Source organism: Gordonia namibiensis NBRC 108229, from assembly GCF_000298235.1.
In the GTDB taxonomy this organism is placed as follows: domain Bacteria; phylum Actinomycetota; class Actinomycetes; order Mycobacteriales; family Mycobacteriaceae; genus Gordonia; species Gordonia namibiensis.
Genome location: NZ_BAHE01000009.1, coordinates 118,918 through 141,897 on the forward strand (window position 1 = coordinate 118,918; position 22,980 = coordinate 141,897).

Consider the following 22,980-nt stretch of genomic DNA (forward strand, 5'->3'; position numbering starts at 1 on the left):
CCGATGGGACCGATGGGGAGACCGGAGTGACCGCACCGACCAAACCGCTCGCCGAGATCATCGACCCCGGCTGGGCCGAGGCCCTCGCCCCGGTCGAGCCGATCATCACCGAGATGGGCCAGTTCCTGCGCAACGAGATCGCCGAGGGACGCCGCTATCTGCCCGCCGGGCAACACATCCTGCGGGCCTTCACCCGGCCGATCGACGACGTGCGCGTGCTCATCGTCGGGCAGGACCCGTACCCGACCCCGGGACATGCTGTCGGACTGAGCTTCTCCGTGGCCCCCGACGTACGTCCGATCCCGCGATCACTGGCCAACATCTACACCGAGTACTGCTCCGACCTCGGGTATCCGATGCCGAGCAACGGCGACCTCACCCCGTGGGCCGACAACGGCGTGCTGTTGCTGAACCGCGTCCTGACGGTCGCGCCCGGGGAGCCCGCGTCTCATCGCAAGAAGGGCTGGGAAACGGTCACCGAATGCGCGATCAAGGCGCTCGTCGCCCGCGACGAACCGCTCGTCGCGATCCTTTGGGGCAAGGACGCCGCCTCGCTGCAGGAATGGTTGCCCGACGTCCCGACCATCGTCTCCGCACACCCGTCCCCGCTGTCCGCATCGCGCGGATTCTTCGGATCGCGCCCGTTCAGCCGGGCCAACGAGGAACTCGCCGATCTCGGCGCCGACCCGGTGGACTGGCGATTGCCCTGACCCTCGCTCCCTGAGGTGCGATAGCGGCCCCTCGCTCCCTGAGGTGTGAGGTGCTTCGCTCGCACCTCAGGGAGCGAGGACGTGCGTCTCTCGCACGCCGGCGAGCTTGAGACTCAGCGAGTCTTGGCGAACTCCGGCGCGCGTTTGCCGACGAACGCGTCGACGCCTTCGATGCCTTCGGGCAGCCCCGACCGCTCGGAGATGGAACGGCCCTCGAGGGCGAGCTGCTCGATGAGCGAGTTCTCCGACGAGACCGAGAGCAGGTGCTTGGTGCCCGAGTCGGCGGAGCGGGGTCCGGCGGCGATCTTCTCGGCGTTGGCGCGTGCCACGGCCTCGACGTCCTCGTCGGCGACGATCTCGGAGAAGATGCCCCAGTTCAGTGCGTCGTCGGCCGAGAGGACGCGGTCGGTGAGGATGATCTGGCGGGCGCGGGCGGCGCCGACGGCGCGGGGCAGGGTCCAGGTGAGCCCGCCGTCGGGGGTAAGGCCGATGCCGCGGTATGCGGGACGCAGCTTGGAGGAGGTGCCGCCGATCGCGACGTCGGCGTGCAGGACCAGCGACATTCCGGCGCCAGCCGACCACCCCTTCGCGGCGGCGACGACCGGGATCTCGGCCTCGTACAGAGCCGTGACGAAGGCATGGAAGTTGTCGGCGATCTGGCGCAGGTAGGTGGGGCGATCGTCGGCTGCGGCGAAAGCGCGGACGTTGCCGCCTGCACAGAAGTTCTTGCCCGCACCGACGAGCAGCACCGCTCCCACGTCACGACGGCCGCGCGCCACCTCGCGCAGCGCCTGGGTGCCGGCGGCGATCCCGTCGTCGTCGAGGGAGTTGCCCGCGCCCGCAGCCGAAATCGCGATTGTCAGGACGCCGTCGGCCTCATTGACGAGAGCCGGGGCGTCGGGCTGGGTGGTGTCGGTGGCAGGGGATTGCGTGGAGGTCATGCGCGAAACATTATCCCGCGCACACCAAAGACCCGACGCCGGGGAGCTTGCGCTCGGTGGCATCGGGTCTTGTGCTCTCGGAACCCCGGATCACCCGCATGCGGGTGACGGAAGATCAGACAGCTGCGGTCTTGCCGGCCTTCAGGCAGGAGGTGCAGACGTTCTTACGCTTGCGGTTGCCCGGGGCGACCTCGACGCGAACAGACTGGATGTTCGGGTTCCAGCGGCGGTTGGTACGGCGGTGCGAGTGAGACACCGACTTGCCGAAGCCCGGGCCCTTGCCGCAAATGTCGCAGACGGCAGCCATCGTCGAACTCCCTTGATAGATGAATATGGTCTTTGGTCAGCCTTCCGGATCGGCACCACCGGAAGGTGTGCGCGTGGACCGAAAGGCAACCCTGCAAGGATAACCAGCTCGGGTGGGCGTGACCAAATCCGGGTCGGAAGGCGCCATCCCGCGGTGCGGACGTCCCCGGGTCGTCGGGGGCGCCGAGTAACCTGACACACATCCTTCCAGCCGGTCCCGTCGGCCCGCGACCCAGCCCCGTCGTATGCCCACGTCAGAGCGAGAAAGAGTCACCGCGTGATCGCCCGCACCATCAACCCGCAGCTGCTGCGCGACTGGGCCCGTGTCTGTGTCGACCAGCTCGAGGAGTTCCGCGGCGAGATCAACGACCTCAACGTCTTCCCGATCCCCGATTCGGATACCGGCAGCAACATGCTCTTCACCATGCGTGCTGCCGCAGAGGCCGCCGACGCGGCACCGGATGACGCGACGTTGCCGCAGGTCGCCCGCGCGATGGCCGATGGTGCGGTGGCCCAGGCCCGCGGAAACTCCGGCATCATCCTGTCCCAGGTTCTCGTCGGTCTGGCCGACGGCGCGGAGATCCTCGGCGACACCGACTCCCTGACGTTCGGTGACCTGGCGTCGCTCGGCCTGCGCCTGGGATCGCTCGCAGCGACCCGCGCGGTCAGTGAGCCCCGCGAGGGCACGGTGCTGACCCTCGTGCGGGTGGCCGCCGAGTCGGCCGCCGCACATGAGAAGGAGACCGCCGCCGACATCGTCCGGGCCGTCGCCGACGACTGCGCCGAGGCGCTCGAACGCACACCGGAACAGTTGTCGGTGCTCGCCTCCGCGGGCGTCGTCGACGCGGGCGGGCGCGGTTTCCTCGTCATCGTCGACGCGATGGTCCGGGTGATCACCGGAGTGGCCAACCGCCGACGCCGCTACCGCGGCATCCTCACCGACAGCGCGACCCTCGGACACGGGGTCGACGACTCGTGCGTGGAGAGCAGCGATCAGGACTTCGAGGTCATGTACCTGCTCGACGGCGCGGCCGGTGAGCAGATCGCCCGACTCCGCGAGCGGCTGAACGAACTCGGCGACGCCGTGGTCATCGTCGGCGACAGTTCGAGCGGCGAGGGCGAGCGATTCTCCGTTCACGTCCACACCTGCGAACCCGGTGCCGCCGTGGAGGCCGGTGCGGGACTGGGGCGCCTGTCGGACATACGCATCAGCTGCTTCGCGCTGGATGCCATTCGCGCACAAGCTGATTCGAACGAGCCTCCGCCCCGGCACAAGCGGGCGGTGGTCGCGGTCGCATCCGGCGAGGGGGCTGCCGACCTCTTCGCCGAGGCCGGGGCCACCGTACTCCGCGCCGACGACGGACTGACCGCACATGCGTTGGGGCAGGCGATCCGCGACACCGACAGTGCGCACGTGGTCGTGATGGCCAACGGCGCTCTCAGTTCTCAGGATCTCGTCACCGTCACCACCGACGTGCGTTCGACGCAGCGGTCGGTGCTGATGCTCCCGACGTCGTCGATGACCCAGTGCCTGGCCGCGCTCGCCGTGCACGACCCGAGCGAGATCCCGGATGTCGACGCCTATGCGATGGCCGAGGCCGCCGCCGGTGCGCGGTGGGGATCGCTGCAGCTCGCGACCACCAAGATGATGACGCTGGCCGGGATGTCGGAGGTCGGGGATGTCCTGGGACTCATCGGCGACGACGTCCTGGTGGTGGCGCCCGATCAGACCTCCGCGGGTACCGCACTGATCGACCTGATGCTGGCGACCGGTGGTGAACTGGTGACCGTGCTCGCGGGAACCGACGTCGACGAGGACGCGCTCGAGGCCGTCGGCGAACAGATGCGCCGCAACTACCCGGGCATCGAGCTCGCGGTCTACCGGACCGGGCAGCACAGCGATCTGCTGCAGGTGGGTGTGGAGTGAACGAGCTGGCCCTCGCGGATTCGCTGTCCGACGTCCTCGGTGCCAAGCCTGCCGAGAAGCTCGCGGGACTGGGTGTGACCACGGTTGGCGAACTGTTGCGCTACACCCCGCGCCGGTACATCCGACGGGGTCTCGTGGCCGACCATCAGCGACCCGAACCGGGGGAGTGGCTCACCATCGTCGGCCGGATAACCAAGGCCGACCTGATCCAGATGAAGAGTCGTCGCGGCCAGTTCCTCAAGGTCAAGGTCACCGACGAGAACGAGGTCTACGAGGCGAGCTTCTTCAACCCGAAGTTCATCCGGCATCAGCTGCGCCCCGGTGCCCGGGTGATGATGGCCGGCACGGTCAAGTACTTCCGCGAGCAGATCCAGTTGTCGCATCCGGAGTGGATGATCCTGCCCGACGGTGACCCCGAGATCGAGGACCATGTCGTCGGCTCCAAGATGTTGACCGAGATGTACGCGGTCGAGGAGGAGATCGCCAAAGAAGAGGGGGTACATCCGGTCGTCGCGATGTTCGACCGCGAGATCCTGCCGATGTACCCGGCCACCAAAGAGGTTCAGACCTGGGACATCCTGGGCGCGGTGCGGCGAGTTCTGGACCACTGCGCGCCGATCCCCGACGCGTTGACCGATGCGCAGCGTCGAGAGCGCGGACTCGTCTCGACCGACGAGGCGATCCGCAAGATTCATCTGCCCGACTCCGAGGACGACGTGAAGGTCGCCTCGCATCGGCTGAAATTCGACGAGGCGCTGGCGATCCAGACGGTGCTTGCCCAGCGGCGCCTCGCGGGTCGCAGCGAGTCGGCGCCGCCGTGCCCGCACGTGCCCGGTGGCCTCGAAGACGAGCTGCGCGAGCGCCTTCCGTTCACGCTCACCGAGGGTCAGGTCGCGGTGGGGGAGGAACTGGCCGAGGATCTCGCGCTCGCCCAACCGATGTCCCGGCTGCTGCAGGGTGAGGTGGGTTCCGGTAAGACCCTCGTCTCCCTGCTCGCGATGCTGCGGGTCGTCGACAACGGATATCAGTGTGCGATTCTCGCGCCCACCGAGGTGCTTGCCGCACAGCATCACCGGACGATGAAGAAGATGCTCGGTGATCTCGCCGAGGGTGGCGAGTTGACCGCGGCCGAGGGGGCGACCCGGATCGCCCTGCTGACGGGATCGATGAAGACCAAGGGTCGGCGCGAGACGCTGCTCGACGTGGTGACCGGTTCCGCGGGCATCGTCATCGGCACCCACGCCCTCCTGGAGGAGAAGGTCGAGTTCTTCGACCTCGGCCTCGTCGTGATCGACGAACAGCACCGTTTCGGTGTCGAGCAGCGTGATGTGTTGCGCAACAAGGGCCGTGACGGTCGCATCCCGCACTTCCTGGTGATGACCGCGACCCCGATCCCGCGCACCGTCGCGATGACCGCCTTCGGCGACCTCGAGACGTCGGTCCTGCGTGAGCTGCCCCGCGGCCGTCAACCCATCTCGACGTCGGTGGTGCCGATGGGCCGGCAGAACTGGGTCGACCGGGTGTGGTCGCGTGCCAACGAGGAGATCGACGCCGGCCGCCAGGTCTACGTGGTTTGTTCGCGCATCGGCGACGACGACTCCCCGGAACCCGAACCCGGTCCCGATGGCGAGAAGGGGCCGAAGACGACGTCGGTGGTCGAGCAGTACGAGGCCCTCGTGGCGGGTCCGTTCGCGCATCGCCGGGTCGAGATGCTGCACGGCCGTCTGGCGCCGGAGGAGAAGGCCGAGATCATGGACGCGTTCGGCCGCGGCGAGGTCGATGTCCTGGTGTCCACCACCGTCATCGAGGTCGGCGTGGACGTCCCCAACGCCACCACGATGGTCATCGTCGACGCCGAGCGGTTCGGAGTCAGTCAGCTTCATCAGCTGCGCGGTCGCGTCGGCCGTGGTCAGCATGCAGGCCTGTGTCTGCTGATGACCAACAGCAACGAGATCTCCCAGTCGATGCAGCGTCTGCGCGCGGTCGCCGGATCGAACGACGGCTTCGAACTCGCCCGCGTCGACCTCGAACAGCGCCGCGAGGGTGACCTGCTCGGTTCGCTGCAGTCCGGTGTCAACACCTCGCTGCGGTTCCTCTCGCTGCTCGAGGATGTCGAGGTCATCGAGGATGCGCGCGGACTCGCCGAGGAGGTGGTGAGCGAGGACATCACGCTGCTGCACCACAGCCCGCTGGCCGATCTCGTCGACGGGATTCTGGTCCCGCAGAAGATCGCGTATCTCGACAAGTCCTGATCTGGGCCGGTGTTCCCGCCCTCTGCTCCCTGAGGTGCGAGGAGCGATAGCGACGAGCCTCGAAGGGCTGGCGACGTGAATTGCTGCGCAGGAATCAATTCCGAGTAAATGGAACCGCACCGTCCAGCGGTGCGTCAAAGTTCCATGGTCCTCTCCGACGCGACATTCCGATCGCCGACGCTGCGGCGGTTGCGTATGCGTCTTCGGTGGATCGGTTGGAACGGAGCGGCATCCGGGGCGTGGTCGGCGCGGCAGTGGGGGCTGCTGGTCTTCGCGGTGGTCACCGCAATCGTGGTCGCGGTGGGGTCCGGTGCGCTCGGCCCGCGACCCGACACCGACCCGCGGGTGCGGGCAATGGCGCGAGAGGCGTTGGCAAGCCTGGGGTCCATACCTGTTCACGCACAGCGGCCCGACCGCGACGACTACGACCGGAGCGCGTTCGGCTCGGCGTGGACGGATGCGGTGGCCGTCGCCGGCGGCGGCAACGGATGCGACACCCGCAACGACATCCTGGCCCGCGATCTGCACGACATCCGGGCCGGACCGGTCTCGAGTTGTCCGAGAGCGGTTCTCGCGGGGGAGTTCCGGAGTCCGTACAGCGGAGAGTTCGTGGTGTTCCGGCGGGACCGCGGGGCGTCGAGCGTGCAGATCGATCACATCGTGCCGCTGGCCTACGCCTGGGACATGGGCGCGTGGTCGTGGGAGTTCGGCCGACGACTCGACTTCGCGAACGATCCGGCCAATCTGGTCGCCGTCGACGGGCAGTCGAATCAGGAGAAGAGCGACTCGGAACCGGCACGCTGGATGCCACCGGCGCGGGGGTTCTGGTGCCAGTACGCGATCCAGTTCGTGATGGTCAGTGCGAAATACGGTTTGACGATCGATGCGGAGTCACGCGAAGTGCTCGCCGATGCCCTCCGTTGCGACGGTTGACGAGATTCAGGCGGCTTCACCATCGGCTGCGTTGTGCAGCAGGTTCAATCCGACGACGCCGATCAGGATGAGGAAGATGCACCCGAGACGAGCGAGTCCGGCGGGTTCGCGGAGGAACAGCATGCCGTAGATCGACGTGCCGACCGCGCCGATGCCGACCCACACCGCGTAAGTGGTGCCCAGCGGGATGGATCGGATCGCGTACGCCACACCGGCCATGCTGGCGATGACGCCGGCGACGAAAATGGCTGTGGGCCACAACCGGGTGAAGGTGTCGGACTTCTCCAGCGCGGCCATGTAGACGATCTCGATCAACCCGGCGATCACCAGCACAACCCACGGCACGTCCGACACTCCTCGCAACCCGGCTTCACAATCGTTCGTCACCCTAAGTGCGGCCGGGCCGGTCTGCTGTCCGAGCGGATGTCGGGGACGGGCGCGGGAAGATATCAGTGAGTGCCGATGAGCTTCGCGACGATTCCCCGTGCGCCGACCCAGAAGACGATCGCGCCGAACATGGCCGCGATCAGTGATCCCGCGAATGCTCCGATCGACGCCGACGTGGTCGAGTCCAGGCCGACCTCGGGAACGTAGGAGGCGGCTGCGAACAACATCACGCAGCCGATCACCACAGCGCTCGCGCGTACGGCTGACGAAGTGCCCACGCGCCGGAGGCGCTCGTAGGCATGCGAAAGAACGGTCATCGAATCTTCTCCCCGCGGCAGATGCGACAGCTGACCCACTCACTGGAGTGCAGCGAATTCAAGATAGCAAAGATGGGTGCACCGAATGAACCGCTGCGTGAGCAGCCCCACATATCCCTTTGGGGACGGATCGACCACGGCGCTACTCTTGACAACGGCATATATCCCGCGACGACCTTGTCGCGGGGACCACCCGCGAAGTCGAGGAAGTTGATGAGCGCACCCACCGCAGAGCCCTCCGTCGCAACAGGCGAGTCCGACACCCAGAAGGTCGTCCTCGGACTCGCCAGAGCTGCGAAGTCGGCTTCCCGCTCCCTCGGCAGCCTGACGACGGCGGACAAGAACGAGGTTCTGCTCGCGGCAGCCGACGCCATCGAGGCCGCCTCGGAGACGATCCTCGCGGCCAATGCCGAAGACATCCAACGCGCCGAGGAGGCCGGTACCGAGGCGAGCCTGCTCGACCGCCTGCGTCTCGATGAGTCACGCGTGGTCGGCATCGCCAACGGTCTGCGTCAGGTCGCGGTCCTGCCGGATCCGATCGGTGAGATCGTCGCCGGCAAGACCCTGCCCAACGGGCTCCAGCTCCGACAGCTCCGGGTCCCCCTCGGTGTCGTCGGCATCGTCTACGAGGCACGTCCCAACGTCACGGTCGACGCCTTCGGTATCGCCTTCAAGTCGGGGAACGCGGTGCTGCTCCGCGGCTCGTCGTCGGCGCGGTCGTCGAACGCCGAACTCGTCCGCATCCTGCGGGAGACCCTGTCCTCCAAGGGGGTCAGCGCGGACGCGGTGTCGTTGCTGCCCAGCGAGGACCGCTCGAGTGTCACCGCGCTCATCCGCGCCCGCGGACTCGTCGACGTCGTGATCCCGCGCGGCGGTGCCGGACTCATCGAGGCCGTCGTCTCCAATGCGACCGTCCCGACCATCGAGACCGGCGTCGGCAACTGCCACGTCTACGTCCACGCGCTCGCCGACCTCGACGTCGCCGTCCGCGTCATCCTCAACTCCAAGACGCGCCGGCCGAGTGTCTGCAACACCGCCGAGACCGTCCTCGTCGACAAGGCCGTCGCCGCCGACGCGCTGCCGCGGATCACCCAGGTGCTGCAGTCGCAGGGCGTGGTCATCCATGGCGACGAACCCGGCATGGAACCGGCCACCGAGGACGACTGGCACAAGGAGTACCTGTCGATGGACATCGCGGTGAAGATCGTCGACGACCTCGACGCCGCGGTCTCGCACATCGACACCTACGGCACGGGGCACACCGAGGCGATCATCACCACCGACCTTGCCGCGGCCGACGAGTTCACCCGCCGCGTCGACGCCGCCGCCGTCATGGTCAACGCCTCGACCGCCTTCACCGATGGCGAGCAGTTCGGGTTCGGCGCCGAGATCGGCATCTCCACCCAGAAGCTGCACGCCCGCGGCCCGATGGGCCTGCCCGAACTGACCTCCACCAAGTGGCTGGTCTGGGGCAACGGCCACGTTCGGCCGGCCTGATGACGACCCCTGCCGAGTACACCGGCTCCGGACCGCAGGTCGTCCCGTCGTTCACCTCTGTCGACGACGTCGTCGCGAAGCTGCGTGAGACCGGCTATCTCGCCGACGACGCCACCGCGACGTCGACCTTCCTCGCCGACCGACTGGGCAAGCCGCTTCTGGTCGAGGGGCCTGCGGGTGTCGGCAAGACCGAGCTGGCCAAGTCGATCGCCGCGGCCACGGACGCCGAACTCGTCCGCCTGCAGTGCTACGAGGGCATCGACGAGGCGCGGGCACTCTACGAGTGGAACCACGCCAAGCAGATCCTGCACATCCAGGCCACCGGCAACCGCGCCTGGGAAGAGGCGAAGACCGACATCTTCTCCGACGAGTTCCTGCTGCCGCGTCCGCTGCTGAAGGCGATCTCGCGCGAGGGTTCGACCGTGCTGCTGATCGACGAGGTCGACAAGGCCGACGTCGACATGGAAGGTCTGCTCCTCGAGGTGCTCAGCGACTTCGCGATCACCATCCCCGAGATGGGAACCGTTGCCGCGCAGCGTCGTCCGATCGTGCTGCTCACCTCGAACGCCACACGTGAACTGTCCGAGGCGCTCAAACGCCGCTGTCTGTACCTCTACATCGACTTCCCCGACGCCGAGCGGGAGAAGGAGATCCTCGCGTCGCGGGTGCCGAACCTGTCGTCGTCGCTGAGCGCGGAGCTCGTGCGCATCGTCGGGGTGTTGCGGACGCTCGACATCCGTAAGAAGCCGTCGGTGGCCGAGACGATCGACTGGGCCAACACCTTGCTCGCACTCGGGGCGGGCGAGCAGGCCGACACCAAGCGAGGCGGCCTCGACGACGGTCTCATCGCGCGCACGCTCGGTGTGGTGCTCAAGCATCGGCCCGATCTGAAGACGGCTCTCAAAGAACTCAAGCTGGGCTGATGACGACTCCGCTCGTCGCGCACCTCACCGACTTCGTCGACGAGTTGCGTCGTCGCGGGATCGTCGTCGGGCCGTCGGCCCTGATCGACGCGGCGAGCGCGATGGAGGTCCTCGACCTGCTGGAGCGCTCCCGTCTCCGCGAGGGTCTGGCGACCACGCTGCTCGTCGACAACTCCCATCGCGGGGTGTTCGATCGCGTCTTCGATCTGTGGTTCCCGGTGGGTGCCGGAATGCGCACCGTCACCGAGGATCTACCGCGTGATGAGGAGGGCGCCCTCGACGTCGAGGCGGTGCGCGATGCGCTCGCGGAGATGCTGGCCGACGACGCGGCGGCCAGTGACGGCCGGCTCGAGCAGGCGATCGCGATGATCGTCGACGAGCTGGGGCGTTATGGCTCCACGAAGGGTGAGGCCTTCTCGGCGTATCAGGCGATCTCCGCGGTCAGCCCGCAGACGCTGATCGCCAAGATCGCCGCGGCGATGGCCGGGGACGGCGACGGCGAAGGTGGCCGACCGGGCACCGAGCCGCTGTACCGGCAGGCCGCCCGGCAGAAGGCTGCCGATCTGCGCGCCGCGATCGAACGCGAGACGCAGCGTCGGATGGCCGATCGCAACGGCCGCGACAAGGTCGGGGCCTACGCCGTACCGCCGCTGCCCGAGAACGTCAACTTCCTCTCCGCCGGCGCCAAGGAACAGGTGGAGATCCGCAAGACCATCGAGCCGTTGGCCCGGCTGCTCGCGGCGAAACTCGAGACGCGGCGGCGTCGGGCCCATCGCGGTGCGGTGGACGTTCGCAAAACACTGCGTGCGTCGATGTCCACCGGCGGTGTCCCGATCGAACTCAGTCACCGCAAGCCGCGTCCCGGACGCCCGGAGCTGATCATCATCTGCGACGTCTCGGGGTCGGTAGCCGGCTTCAGCCAGTTCACGCTGCGGCTGGTGTACGCACTGCGCCAACAGTTCTCGAAGGTGCGGGTGTTCGCGTTCGTCGACACCGTGGACGAGGTGACCGAGTTCTTCGACCACGGCGAAGAGGATTTCGGCGCGGCGATGCACCACATGATCTCGACCGCGCGGATCTCCACGCGCGACGGGCATTCCGATTACGGGAACATGCTCGCCGGTTTCGTCGGCGACTACGCGGAGACGCTGACCCACCGGGGAGCACTGCTGGTCCTCGGCGACGGCCGCAACAACTACCACGACGCGCACGTCGATGCGCTCGCCGAACTCGTCGACCGTGCCCGCCACGCGTACTGGCTGAACCCCGAGGCGAAGGAGCACTGGGGGACCGGTGACTCGGCCGCCACCGACTACGCGGAGGTCATCGACATGTTCGAATGTCGCAACGCGACGCAGCTCGGCACGGTCATCGCCGACCTGCTGCCGATCTGAGCGCGGCCTCACCGCGTAGACTCACCGTCCATGTCAACCGACCGCCACCGTGCGCGCCGCATCGGCGTGATGGGTGGCACGTTCGACCCGATCCACAACGGACACCTCGTCGCGGCGAGCGAGGTCGCTCATCGCTTCGAACTCGACGAGGTGATCTTCGTCCCGACGGGGCGCCCGTGGCAGAAGCTGGGCGAGCATACGATGGTCAGCCCACCTGAAGACCGCTACCTGATGACGGTCATCGCCACGGCGTCGAATCCGCAGTTCAGTGTCAGTCGTGTCGACATCGACCGCGACGGCGACACCTACACTGTCGACACGTTGCGCGACCTGCGGAAGCAACTGCCCGACGCGCAGCTGTACTTCATCACCGGCGCCGATGCGCTGGAATCGATCCTGTCCTGGCAGGATTGGGAAGAACTGTTCGACCTCGCCCGCTTCGTGGGCGTGAGCCGACCCGGTTACGAACTCGACGCCACGCACCTGGCCCACCACCTGGAGCAGATGCCGGACGACACGCTGCACCTGCTGGAGATCCCGGCGCTGGCGATCTCGTCGACCGAATGCCGCACGCGTGCGGCGCAGGGTCGGCCGGTCTGGTACCTGGTGCCCGACGGCGTCGTGCAGTACATCGCCAAGAGGAAGCTGTATCGTGCGCCTCGGGCGTCGTCCCCCGGTGTATCCGCGCCGGGAGCTCCGCGAGCGGGCGGCAATGACACTGCACCGGGAGCGGAGCGGGTGGGCTACGAGGAGCCTGCACCCGGGGCGGACCGGGCGTCGACCCGTAAGTGAATTTCGAGAGGACTTGTGTGACTGCGTCAGCTGAAGCGTTGGAGATGGCCAAGGTGGCTGCTCTGGCGGCCGCGGAGAAGCTCGCCCATGAGGTGACCGTGATCGATGTGTCGGAACAGTTGGTGATCACCGACGCCTTCGTCATCGCGTCGGCGGACAACGAGCGGCAGGTCAATTCGATCGTCGACGAGGTCGAGGAGAAGCTGCGCGAGGCCGGCCACAAGCCGCTGCGTCGCGAGGGCACCCGTGAGGGACGTTGGGCGCTGCTCGATTATGCCGACATCGTCGTGCACATCCAGCACACCGACGAGCGTCGTTTCTATGCGCTGGAGAGTCTGTGGAAGGACTGCCCGGTCGTCGAGGTCGAAGGACTTTCGTGAGCGGGGGTCCCGACACCCACGACACCGCGGTCGAACGTCTGACCCCGGTCGTCCGGCGGCTCATCCTGTTGCGCCACGGGCAGACCGAGTACAACGCGGGTAGCCGTATGCAGGGCCAGCTCGACACCGACCTGTCCGAGCTCGGTGTGCGACAGGCGAATTCGGCCGCCATCGAACTGGCCAAGCGGCAGCCGCTGGTGATCTGGTCGTCGGACCTGAAGCGCGCGCGGGACACCGCGGAGGCCCTCGCCCAGCGGACCGGACTGGCGGTGACAACCGATGTGCGCCTGCGTGAGACGCATCTCGGCGAGTGGCAGGGCCTGACGCATCTCGATGTCGACGAGGTCATGCCGGGAGCGCGTGCGGTGTGGCGCGACGACGCGACGTGGACGCCGCCGGGCGGCGAGAGCCGCGTCGACGTGGCGAGGCGCTCCACCCCGCTGGTCGACGAGCTGATCGAGCAGTTGCCGGACTGGGGTGTGGGCGACAATCCCGAGGCGCCGGTGGTGCTGGTGGCGCACGGTGGGGTGATCGCGGCGATGACCGCGGCGCTCCTCGGTCTGCCGGTGGACAACTGGCCGGTCTTCGGCGGCCTCGCGAACACCAGCTGGGTGCAGCTGTCGGGTCACGGTGCGCCCGGCGATCTTCCGCGGTGGCGGTTGGACGTGTGGAACGCGTCGGCCGAGGACTCGGACCCCGCCGTTCAGTGACCGAGGTGAACATCGGCGCCCCTTCGGGGGAGCGCTGCATGATGGTCCTGTCCGACTCGCTGGCCTACTACGGCCCGGTCGGCGGGCTCCCTGCGAACGATCCGCGGATCTGGCCGTCGCTGGTCGGAGCCGAGGTGGGTCTGCCGGTGAAGCTGTTCGGCCGGATCGGCTGGACGAGCCGTGACGTCTGGTGGGCGTTGACCCAGGACCCGAACATCTGGGCGACCGTGCCGCACACCGACGTCGTCGTCCTGGCGTTCGGCGGCATGGATACGTTGCCCTCGCCGTTGCCGACCGCGCTGCGCGAGCAGATCCGCTACGTGCGGCCGAATCGGCTGCGGCAGTTGGTCCGTGACGCATATTCGTGGGTGCAACCCCGTGGCTCACGTCTTGGATGGCCGCTGGCGCTGCCGCCGAAGGTGACCGTCGAATACCTCGACAAGATCCGTGAGGCCCTCACACAGCTCCGTCCGGATCTGCCGATCGTCGTGTGCCTGCCGCCGACGCATCGCAGCCCGTACTACGGCTACGTCCACACGGGCCGGATCCCGACGACGGCGGCGATCGCGCGGTGGGCCGAACAGCACGGATTGCCCTGCGTCGACTTCTATCCGGTGACCCGGGACGCCTTTGCGGATCCGGCGGCGGAGATGAACCCGGACGGCATCCACTGGGGCTTCTCCTGCCATCGTCAGATCGCCGATCTGGTGACGCCCGTGGTCGAGAAGAGCCGGGCGAACTCGTAGGCGCCGAAGCTCGTGACTCCCGTGTGAGGGTCGGCCGGTGAACCGGCTAACGTAGACGGGTGCCTGTCGTCGTCGTCACAGATTCGTCGTCTCGGTTACCGGAAGCGGTCACCGAGCGATACGGGATCCGACAGGTCCCGCTGCATCTCACGATCGAGGACAAGGACTACCGAGAGGGCGTCGACCACATCCCGGAGGATGTCGTCTCGACGCCGGGAGTGACCACCTCGGGTGCCAATCCGAGCGAGCTGACCGAGTACTACGAGTCGGCACTCGAAGCGAGCGAAGGTGCCGGCGTGGTGGCCGTGCACATGTCGCGCAAACTGTCCGGCACGTGGAGTTCGGCGCGGCTGGCGGCGGAGAAGTTCTCCGGGCAGGTCCGCATCGTCGACTCCCGGTCTGTCGGTCTCGCAGTGGGTTTCACGGCCATCGCAGCGGCACAGGCGGCCGCGGACGGTGCCGACCGGGATCGCGTGTACGAGTCCGCGATCCGGCAGGCCGCGACCGTCGACTCGCTGCTGTGCGTCCAACAGCTCGACAACCTGCGCCAGAGCGGCCGGATCTCCGCCGCCGGCAAGCTCTTCGGTTCGGCATTGTCGATCAAGCCGATCCTGCACATGGTCGACGGCACGCTCCAGCTCAAGGAACGTCACCGTACCTTCTCCAAGGCCCTCGACAAGATGGTCGACGCGGCGGTCGAATCGGCCGGCGGACGCGCGGTCACGGTCGGCGTCCAGCACTGCGAGACCCCTGACGTCGCGGCGGATCTGCTCGCCACACTCCGCAACCGGCTGCGGATGGTGACCTCCGAGCTGACCGTCGACCTCGGACCCATCCTCGGCTCGCACGTGGGCCCGGGATCGGTGGGCATCGTCATCGCGGCACATCTCGAACCGATCGAGGGGCTCGGGGAAGACTGACGTCGCCCTGTCGACAGCCCGGCTGCTGTCCACAGATCTCTCGGCTGCGCGCTGTGCCACGTCGATTCGGCGCTGAACAGCCCTAGCGTGTGGCGCCATGAGCGCATCAGGACGGCGGAATCCGTTGGACCGTCTGGGACCGGTCGAGTCGCCGACGCGGCGGGATCTGTCGCCGGCCGCCGCCGAATCCGACCCACCGCCCGGTGTCGGCGACCCGGTGGCGGCAGCTGTCGCCGTCGAGGAACCCGAACATCCGGGCTGGGGGATCGGCGGGATGCCGACGTGGCTGGATGCGCCACCACCGTCGCCACCGCGCCGCGGTCGGGGCGGGCGGTTCGACGACGTCCTCGATTCCGACGACGATCGGTTGGGCGGAGACTGGGACGAGGACGATGATCCCGTTCCGCGTCGACGCTTCGCGGTGGCACCGCCCGCGGCGATCGCACTGATCGCGGTCGGGGTGATCGCCTGCGTCGTGGCCGGATTCGGACTGTTCCGCGGAACGGATTCCGCGCCGGTGGTGGACTTCGGCGCGGCCGGACCGTCGTCGTCGACGAACGACGTTTCCGCGTCCCCGGTTGCACCACCGAGTACGACGCCGGCGCAACTGGTGGTGAGTGTCGTCGGGCTGGTGAACAAACCGGGGCTGGTGCGTCTGGCTCCCGGTGCCAGGGTGGCGGAGGCGATCGATCAGGCCGGCGGGGCGCGCAAGGGTGCGGACCTGTTGTCCCTGAATCTCGCCCAGGTGCTGCGAGACGGGGATCAGGTGCTCGTCGGTTATGCCGGTGGTGAGGGGCAGATGTCGATGCGCAGTGCCGTGGTCGGCGCGGAAGGTGCTGCGCCGGCGCGCGGTCCCTCTGCGAGCCCGGGTGGTGCGCCACCGGAGTCGTCGGCGGCCGAACCCGGCGGCCGGGTCGATCTGAACACGGCGACCGAGACGGAGTTGGATGCACTGCCCGGCATCGGTCCGGTGACGGCGAAGGCGATCCTCGACTGGCGAGAGCGCAACGGGCGCTTCACGTCGGTGGACCAGCTCGCCGAAGTGGACGGGATCGGGCCGGCGCGACTGGCGAAACTGCGTGACCTCGTGACGGTTTGACGATGGACCTCCGGCTGCTCGTGCCGGCGGTGATGGTGTGGTCGGTGACGGCGTGCGGTCTGGTGGCCCCGGTCGGTGTGAGCATCGGCATCGCGATCGTCGCGTCGGTGGCCGCCGTCGCCGGTGCATGTGGCTCCCGCCGGTTCGGCTGGGAAGCGGTGGGGCTCGTCGTCGTGGGAGCCGGCCTGGCCGCTGCCTGTGCGACATCGCTCGCCCTCCGGCAAGAGGTACGCGCCGATCACCCGTTGGCGCATGTGTCGGGAAAGGCGACGGCGGTCATGACCCTCCGCAGCGATCCGACCCCGATCGGACCCGTGGGTCAGGGACGGATCCGTGCGCGAGTCGACGTCGAACAGATCGGCAGTCAGCGGGTTACGAGCGCAGCCGCAGAACTGCGCGGTGCGGCACAGGCATGGTCGGGGTTGTTGCCCGGCCAGCGGGTTGTCGCGGTCGTGAAGGTGCGGGCACCGCCGGACCGAACCCTGCTCGTGGCATCGATGACGGCTTCGACTCCGAAGCTGGTCGGTGAACCGCCCACGTATCAGCGGGTCGCCGGGTCGATCCGGCAGCGCCTACAACTGGTGGCCACCCGCGGCCTCGAACCGGAAGCAGCAGGCCTGCTGCCGGGGCTGGTGATCGGCGACGAGAGCGGCGTCAACGAGGACCTGCGCGACGACTTCCGCGCCGCCGGACTCAGCCACTTGACAGCAGTGTCGGGAGCGAACTTCGCAATCGTCTGCGGGGCAGCACTTCTCATCGTCAGAAGCATCGGCGTACCACCGCGCGCCGCGGCGGTCATCGGGCTCGTGGTGATCGTCGGGTTCGTGATGCTCGTCCGACCCACGCCGAGCGTGCTGCGGGCGGCGCTGATGGGTGCGGTCGGGGTGCTGGCGCTGTTCGCGTCGCGGCGCTCGCAGTCGATGCCGGCTCTCGGGGCCGCGGTGATCGGTGGCCTGCTGTGGTGGCCCGAACTCGCTCTGCAACCGGGCTTCGCGTTGTCGGTGGCGGCCACGTGCGCCATCGTGCTGTGGGCGCCCCGTCTGCGGGACCGCTTGCGGGCGTGGCGATGTCCGCCGGGGCTGGCGGAGGTGATCGCGATGGCGGTTGCCGCGCAGGTGGTCACCGCGCCGATCGTCGTGCTGGTCACGGGTCGGCTGTCGGTGGTCGGGATCGTGGCGAATCTGCTCGTCGCGCCCGTCGTCGCGATCATCAGCGTCGTCGGTACCGTCGCCGCCCTCGTGGGTGCGTTGGGTCCGCCGGACGGGGCCGGCGCGGGGATCGCCGAACTGCTGGTCCGCGCACTGGGGCCGGAGCTGTGGTGGATGGTGCGGTGCGCGCACGTCCTCGGCGGACCGTCGTGGGCGAGTGTCGAGATGCCGTGGGCGTGAAAACCGCCCTGGGATGCGCCCGCCAGAACGCGGCGTCGGCGATATGTCGCCGGCGTTGCTGCACAGGGTGTTTTCCGTGGGCGGATCACAGCGCGGGGGGGCACGGGACGGGTTCGGGAGGGAAGTTGAGGCAGATGCCCCACGCGGGTGAGGCGGGTCGCGGACGACGCTGGGGTCATGAACACACAGACACCCCGAGAAGTCGTCGCCGATGTCCGCGCTCACCCGCGGCTCGCCGACGGCGATGACGAGCGATTCGCCGGTTATGGCGTCATGGGCCTGCCGTTCGCGTCGGGCCACTATCTGGCCCTGCGTGACATGGTCGCCAGTTCCATCGGACCCGCATATCGGTCCGTCTGGCATCGAGATCCGAGTGGACACTGGGCGCTCTACACCACAACTGCTCCCGACCGGAGTTGCCCGCGCTACTTCGGTGCGGGCGCGACCACACGACACGTTCCGTCGATCAATGTCGGATGGGCCGACGATCGGACGTTCGAGGTCACGATGGGCGAGACGCTCCGCTGGACGGTCGAGCTGGCCTCGTCACCGGCGACCCGGCTGATGACCGCGCTGAGTGGTGCGACGCCCACCGCAGCGTGGCGCAGCCGGACCATTCTGCATGCCATCGGCCCCATGGCAACGGTGATGTTGCGCGCCGGCCGAATCCGCATGTGCGCACGGACCCCGAATGGCCCCCAGTTCCGCGGAACACCGCTGTACGTCTGGCGCGTCGGCGACAGCCGGGCATCGCTTGACGGTGAGACCTTCGGCGCTCCCGCACCACTCGACGAACAGATCAGCATCGGCGACATCCCGCTCCCGCAACGCGGACTGTTCTTCGTCGGACGATCGGCCTTCGACGCCCCTGTACCCACCGACAAATCCCAGCAGCATCTCACCGACACCGGAGCACCGACATGACCACCACCGAAACGGCCCCGCCGACAACCCTTCTCACCCGCACTGCCTACCTCCTCTACGGGGTGACGGCCTACGTCGCCTTCCTGGTGGTGTTCCTGTGGGCCATCGCCTTTGTCGAGAATGCCTCGATCGTGATCGGAGGCGTCGAGATCGTGCCGCGGACCATCGACCGCGGCGGACCGTCAGGGGGAATCGTGGTCGCGGTGGTGATCGACCTCGGGCTGCTGGCGCTGTTCGCGGCCCAGCACAGCGTCATGGCGCGCGACGGGTTCAAACGACGGTGGACGCGGCTCGTGCCGCAGCCGATCGAGCGCAGCACCTACGTCCTGGCTGCGACCGCGTGCCTGGCAGTTCTGCTCTGGTGGTGGCATCCGATCACCGCCACCGTCTGGGACGCGTCCACGCCCGCACTGCGGTGGGTTCTCGTCGCGGCGTCGTTGTTCGGCTGGATTCTCGTACTCTCATCGACGTTCCTCATCAACCACTTCGATCTGTTCGGTCTACGTCAGGTGGTCGCCAACGCACGTCGGCGACCGCTCCCGCCCTACCGGTTCGTCACGCCCCTCTGGTACGGGATCGTTCGCCACCCGATCTATCTCGGGTTCGTCATCGCCTTCTGGGTGGCCCCGACGATGACCGTCGGACATCTGGTGTTTGCCTGCGCGACAACGGCTTACATCTTCGTCGGTATCCACCTCGAGGAACGGGACCTGATCCGGGCGTTCGGGAACGACTACGTCGACTATCGCCATCGCGTGCCGATGCTGGTGCCCGGTCTTCGTGCGCGGCGCGCGTCCCGACCCGCGCAGGCACGGGTCGCCTGACACCCGGGGCGATGAGCGCGACAATGAACGCCATGAGCCCGCAGACGGTGCTGCCGCGTCGTGTCGAGGTGCTGGCCGGCCTGTCGGTCGCCATCGACCTCGGACTCGGTCAGCCCGCCGAGCACATGCTGCGGTCGGCGGTCATCGCCACACGATTGGCACGCCGGCTCGGGCTCGACCGCTCGCAGCAGGACACGGTGTACTACGCGACGCTGGTGATGTGGATCGGCTGTCATGCCGATTCCGCCGAGTATGCGCGCTGGTTCGGCGACGACATCGCGGTGCGCCGGGACGCCTACCTCGTCGACTGGTCGGGACTTCCGTACCTGCGTTTCCTCGTCGGCAATCTCGGTCGCGGAGAATCACTTCCGCATCGGATGAAGATCATGGCCGAACTCTTCCGGGATTCGCGCGGCAACTTCGCGGCACTCGTGCACTCGCACTGCCTGTCGGCGGCTGCACTGGCCGACCACATCGGACTGGGGCCCGATGTGGAGCGAGCGATCACCTACACGTTCGAGCGTTTCGACGGGGGAGGGTTGCCCGGCGGGGTGGCGGGTGCGGAGATCCCGATCGAGATGCGGGTGGCGCAGCTGGCCGACATGGCCGAGGTCCACCAGCGAACGTACGGCGTCGACGGAGCGGTCGCGATGGCGCGGAGCCGGCGGGGCGGGCATTTCGATCCCGACGTCGTCGATGCCTTCGTCGACGACCCTGCCGTACTGTTCCCGGCCGATGCCGACGATCCGTGGGAACTGGCGTTGGCCATCGCGCCGGATGCCGAGCTGCGTCTCGACGATCCGGGACTGGACCACCTGCTGCTCGCCATCGGAGATTTCGTCGATTTGAAATGTCCCTTCGCGCTGGGTCATTCACGCGGGGTGTCGGCATTGGCGGAATCGGCTGCCGGACACCTCGGTCGCGAGCGGTCGGAGATCGATGACATTCGCCGGGCGGGTTGTCTCCATGATGTCGGGCGGATCGGGGTGTCGAACCAGATCTGGTCGAAGTCCGGCGACCTCACCGCGGCCGAGTGGGAGCGGGTTCGCATGCACCCCTATCTCACCGACCGCGTCCTCACGCGCATCCCGGGCCTCCGGGACGTGGCACGCATCGCCCGGACCCACCACGAGCACCTCGACGGCACCGGCTATCCGCTGGGACTCAACGGACCGGCGCTCGGGCAGTCGGAGCGCATTCTCGCTGCCGCGGTCGCATATCGGTCGGCGGTCGAGCCACGGCCGTATCGGGAGGCGATGTCGACGGACGAGGCGGCTGCACGGCTCGAGCGCCGCGCCCATCGCGGTGAGCTCGACGCCGACTGCGTCGAGGCCGTCCTCGCCGCCGCGGGTCACGCGCGGACCCGGGCACGACGCACCGACGCGCTCGCACCGAGGGAGCGGGAGATCCTCGGACTTGTCGCGCGTGGGCTGTCCAACCGGGAGATCGCGTCGAAGCTGATGCTCAGCGAGAAGACCGTGCGCAATCACGTCGAGCGGACGTACACGAAGATCGGGGCGTCGAACCGGGTGGGCGCGAGCCTGTATGCGCTGGAGAACGGGTTGGCGGGACCGGGGTGAGCCGCGGCCTGAAATCCGCCCCCGGAATCCGCCCCTGGAAACGACCCTCCAGCGGGCCGCGGCCGACAATACGTCGTCGGAGCCGCTGCACAGGGCGCTTTTCGGGGGCGGATTTCAGCGCGGGGCGGACCGGCCACACCCGCGAACCCGTGTCGGCCCGATCTGGCACGATGAGCACGTGACCGATCGCCTGCACCTGCTCCTCGGAGACGACGACTTCCTGACCGGCCGGGTGATCTCCGCGGTCGCCGAGGCGACGTCGAAGGAGGCGGGCACACCGGTCCCGGTGACCCGGGTGCGTGCGGGTGACGTCAGCGAACACGAGCTCGCCGAGTTGCTGAGCCCGTCACTGTTCGCCGAGGAACGCATCGTCGTCGTCGAGTCTGCTGCCGAAGCCGGTAAGGAGCCGGCGGCGCTCATCGCAGCGACGGCCTCATCTCTGCCCGAGGGCATCACGTTGATGGTGATCCACTCCGGTGGTGGTCGCGCCAAGTCGATGGTTCCGGCCTTGAAAAAGGCCGGCGCCGTCGAGCACGCGACCACCGCGCCGAAGTGGGCGTCGGACCGGATGACCTTCGTCCGCAACGAATTCCGGTCGCTCGGCGTGAAGGTCAGCGCCGACGTCGTCGAGCAGGTCGTCGAAAGTGTGGGATCGGAACTGCGTGAGCTGGCCGCCGCATGTGCTCAGCTCGTCGCCGACACCGGCGGCAAGGTCAACCGCGACAGTGTGCAGCTGTACTACCAGGGCCGGTCCGAGGTGACCGGCTTCGAGGTCGCCGACAAGGCGGTCCTGGGGGACAGGGCCGGAGCGCTCGAGTCGCTCGCCTGGGCGCTGCACCACGGTGTGCCGCGCGTGCTGCTGGCCGACGCCCTAGCCGAAGCCGTCCACGCCATCGCCCGGATCCGGCCGATGGGTTCGATCGATCATTTCGCCGCCGCCTCCGAACTCGGCATGCCGCCGAACCGGGTCAAGAGCGTGCAGGCGAAGGCCAAAGCCTGGGACTCGGAGTCGATCGCCCGCGCGGTCGGCGTGGTCGCGAAACTCAACGGCGACGTCAAGGGACAGGCCGCTGACGCTGATTACGCCCTGACCTACGCCGTCGCTGCGGTCGCGGATCTCCGACCGGACGGTCGACGACGCAGCTGAATCAGCAACAGGTTCCGCTGAGCGATACCTTTGCTGAATCGCGTCGGGCAGGGCTGGTTTCGATACAGCTCCTCGCTGCGCTCGTCGCCACTCAACCGGCGTTCGGTGAGCGTCGTTGCGCTCGTCGCCACTCAACCGGCGTTCGGTGAGCGTCGCTGCGCTCGTCGCCACTCAACCGGCGTTCGGTGAGCGTCGCTGCGCTCGTCGCCACTCAACCGGCGTTCGGTGAGCGTGGCTGCGCTCGTTGCCACTCAACCGGCGTTCGGTGAGCGTCGCTGCGCTCGTCGCCACTCAGCCAGCAGGTGGCGAGGGCGCGCGTGGGGTAGCTCAGCCCGCGTGGGGAGCGGCCCAAACCATCAATCCTGAAGAACGACGATCACCCCGGCAACCGCGTGGATGCTGCCGGGGTGATCGTGAGTATGAACATATGACGGCGCGCTACGCGCCGAGGCGACCCGGGGGTCGGGGTGGGTCAGCTCAGAGCTTGTTGACCGCGAGAGCGATGGCCGACTTCTTGTTGGCGGCCTGGTTGGCGTGGATGACGCCCTTGCTGGCGGCCTTGTCGAGCTTGCGGCTCGCGGCCTGACCGAGCTCGGCTGCCTTGTCCTTGTCGCCGGCCTCGACTGCCTCGCGGAAGCTACGGATCGAGGTACGCAGTGCCGACTTCACCGACACGTTGCGCTGCCGGTTCTTCTCGTTGGTGCGGTTGCGCTTGATCTGAGACTTGATGTTCGCCACGCGTGTTACCTCTGTCGTTGCTGGTGGATATGTCTGTCTGTTCTGGTCGGGCGGCGGACCGGGTGGCCCGAACTCGCACCGCGCGGTGTCGGCTCGTGAAGGATCTTCACGGCGTCACCGCAACAGCGGACAACATTACCAGCCG

The 22,980-nt window shown here is 68.0% G+C and carries 23 protein-coding genes; 18 read left to right on the plus strand and 5 right to left on the minus strand.

Going from position 1 to position 22,980, the window contains the following annotated elements:
• Positions 1–26 precede the first annotated feature (26 nt).
• On the plus strand, positions 27–710 hold the full coding sequence (locus GONAM_RS05210; protein ID WP_006865730.1) for a uracil-DNA glycosylase: 684 nt from the start codon (positions 27–29) through the stop codon (positions 708–710).
• Positions 711–823: 113 nt separating this feature from the next.
• Here GONAM_RS05210 and GONAM_RS05215 read toward each other — a convergent pair whose 3' ends face one another.
• A complete protein-coding gene (locus GONAM_RS05215) occupies positions 824–1,651 on the minus strand; it encodes an enoyl-CoA hydratase/isomerase family protein (RefSeq protein WP_006865731.1) in 828 nt (275 codons plus the stop codon).
• 115 nt (positions 1,652–1,766) lie between these two features.
• Positions 1,767–1,958, minus strand: coding sequence for a 50S ribosomal protein L28 (gene rpmB / locus GONAM_RS05220; protein ID WP_004023092.1), 192 nt, complete (start codon positions 1,956–1,958; stop codon positions 1,767–1,769).
• A gap of 276 nt (positions 1,959–2,234) precedes the next feature.
• Between rpmB and GONAM_RS05225 the strand changes: the two genes are divergently transcribed.
• The 3 genes from GONAM_RS05225 to GONAM_RS05235 all read left to right on the plus strand — a co-directional run bounded on the left by GONAM_RS05225 (position 2,235) and on the right by GONAM_RS05235 (position 7,069).
• Positions 2,235–3,884: a DAK2 domain-containing protein gene (locus GONAM_RS05225; RefSeq protein WP_006865732.1), complete on the plus strand. Its 1,650-nt coding sequence runs from the start codon at positions 2,235–2,237 to the stop codon at positions 3,882–3,884.
• A complete protein-coding gene (gene recG, locus GONAM_RS05230; protein ID WP_006865733.1) occupies positions 3,881–6,136 on the plus strand; it encodes an ATP-dependent DNA helicase RecG in 2,256 nt (751 codons plus the stop codon). Before GONAM_RS05225 ends, recG begins: the two co-directional genes overlap by 4 nt.
• A 144-nt stretch (positions 6,137–6,280) precedes the next feature.
• Entirely contained in the window at positions 6,281–7,069 is a 789-nt protein-coding gene (locus GONAM_RS05235; RefSeq protein WP_006865734.1) for an HNH endonuclease family protein, read from the plus strand.
• Positions 7,070–7,075: 6 nt separating this feature from the next.
• Here GONAM_RS05235 and GONAM_RS05240 read toward each other — a convergent pair whose 3' ends face one another.
• Positions 7,076–7,414: a DMT family transporter gene (locus GONAM_RS05240; protein ID WP_006865735.1), complete on the minus strand. Its 339-nt coding sequence runs from the start codon at positions 7,412–7,414 to the stop codon at positions 7,076–7,078.
• 104 nt (positions 7,415–7,518) lie between these two features.
• Complete coding sequence (locus tag GONAM_RS05245) at positions 7,519–7,773, minus strand: hypothetical protein (protein WP_006865736.1); 255 nt, start codon at positions 7,771–7,773, stop codon at positions 7,519–7,521.
• A 213-nt stretch (positions 7,774–7,986) separates the two neighbouring features.
• Between GONAM_RS05245 and GONAM_RS05250 the strand changes: the two genes are divergently transcribed.
• The 14 genes from GONAM_RS05250 (at position 7,987) to holA (ending at position 22,097) form a co-directional block, all read left to right on the plus strand.
• Complete coding sequence (locus GONAM_RS05250) at positions 7,987–9,270, plus strand: glutamate-5-semialdehyde dehydrogenase (RefSeq protein ID WP_006865737.1); 1,284 nt, start codon at positions 7,987–7,989, stop codon at positions 9,268–9,270.
• On the plus strand, positions 9,270–10,193 hold the full coding sequence (locus GONAM_RS05255; RefSeq protein ID WP_006865738.1) for an AAA family ATPase: 924 nt from the start codon (positions 9,270–9,272) through the stop codon (positions 10,191–10,193). Before GONAM_RS05250 ends, GONAM_RS05255 begins: the two co-directional genes overlap by 1 nt.
• Positions 10,193–11,587, plus strand: a complete 1,395-nt coding sequence (locus GONAM_RS05260; RefSeq protein WP_006865739.1) for a vWA domain-containing protein — start codon at positions 10,193–10,195, stop codon at positions 11,585–11,587. The genes GONAM_RS05255 and GONAM_RS05260 overlap by 1 nt, the downstream gene beginning before the upstream one ends.
• A gap of 30 nt (positions 11,588–11,617) precedes the next feature.
• Positions 11,618–12,379 carry a nicotinate-nucleotide adenylyltransferase gene (gene nadD, locus GONAM_RS05265; protein ID WP_006865740.1) on the plus strand — a complete coding sequence of 254 codons (762 nt, stop codon included), beginning with the start codon at positions 11,618–11,620 and terminating at the stop codon, positions 12,377–12,379.
• A 17-nt stretch (positions 12,380–12,396) separates the two neighbouring features.
• Positions 12,397–12,759 (plus strand): ribosome silencing factor, encoded by a 363-nt coding sequence (rsfS, locus tag GONAM_RS05270; RefSeq protein WP_010841291.1) that lies wholly within the window; start codon positions 12,397–12,399, stop codon positions 12,757–12,759.
• A complete protein-coding gene (locus GONAM_RS05275; RefSeq protein ID WP_006865742.1) occupies positions 12,756–13,469 on the plus strand; it encodes a histidine phosphatase family protein in 714 nt (237 codons plus the stop codon). The genes rsfS and GONAM_RS05275 overlap by 4 nt, the downstream gene beginning before the upstream one ends.
• 38 nt (positions 13,470–13,507) lie before the next feature.
• On the plus strand, positions 13,508–14,215 hold the full coding sequence (gene octT / locus GONAM_RS05280; protein ID WP_245548574.1) for a diglucosylglycerate octanoyltransferase: 708 nt from the start codon (positions 13,508–13,510) through the stop codon (positions 14,213–14,215).
• Positions 14,216–14,274: 59 nt separating this feature from the next.
• On the plus strand, positions 14,275–15,135 hold the full coding sequence (locus GONAM_RS05285) for a DegV family protein (RefSeq protein ID WP_006865744.1): 861 nt from the start codon (positions 14,275–14,277) through the stop codon (positions 15,133–15,135).
• A 97-nt stretch (positions 15,136–15,232) separates the two neighbouring features.
• Positions 15,233–16,234: a ComEA family DNA-binding protein gene (locus GONAM_RS05290; protein ID WP_040535454.1), complete on the plus strand. Its 1,002-nt coding sequence runs from the start codon at positions 15,233–15,235 to the stop codon at positions 16,232–16,234.
• A gap of 2 nt (positions 16,235–16,236) precedes the next feature.
• The gene (locus GONAM_RS05295) at positions 16,237–17,622 is read left to right on the plus strand and encodes a ComEC/Rec2 family competence protein (RefSeq protein WP_006865746.1); all 1,386 of its coding nucleotides are present in this window, start codon (positions 16,237–16,239) and stop codon (positions 17,620–17,622) included.
• 177 nt (positions 17,623–17,799) lie between these two features.
• On the plus strand, positions 17,800–18,546 hold the full coding sequence (locus tag GONAM_RS05300; RefSeq protein WP_006865747.1) for a hypothetical protein: 747 nt from the start codon (positions 17,800–17,802) through the stop codon (positions 18,544–18,546).
• On the plus strand, positions 18,543–19,370 hold the full coding sequence (gene mddA / locus GONAM_RS05305) for a methanethiol S-methyltransferase (protein ID WP_006865748.1): 828 nt from the start codon (positions 18,543–18,545) through the stop codon (positions 19,368–19,370). Before GONAM_RS05300 ends, mddA begins: the two co-directional genes overlap by 4 nt.
• 23 nt (positions 19,371–19,393) lie before the next feature.
• Entirely contained in the window at positions 19,394–20,950 is a 1,557-nt protein-coding gene (locus GONAM_RS05310) for an HD domain-containing phosphohydrolase (protein ID WP_006865749.1), read from the plus strand.
• A gap of 178 nt (positions 20,951–21,128) precedes the next feature.
• Positions 21,129–22,097 (plus strand): DNA polymerase III subunit delta, encoded by a 969-nt coding sequence (gene holA / locus GONAM_RS05315; RefSeq protein ID WP_006865750.1) that lies wholly within the window; start codon positions 21,129–21,131, stop codon positions 22,095–22,097.
• A gap of 477 nt (positions 22,098–22,574) precedes the next feature.
• On the opposite strand, the gene rpsT is transcribed toward holA, so the two are convergent.
• Entirely contained in the window at positions 22,575–22,835 is a 261-nt protein-coding gene (rpsT, locus tag GONAM_RS05320) for a 30S ribosomal protein S20 (protein ID WP_006865751.1), read from the minus strand.
• Positions 22,836–22,980 lie beyond the last annotated feature (145 nt).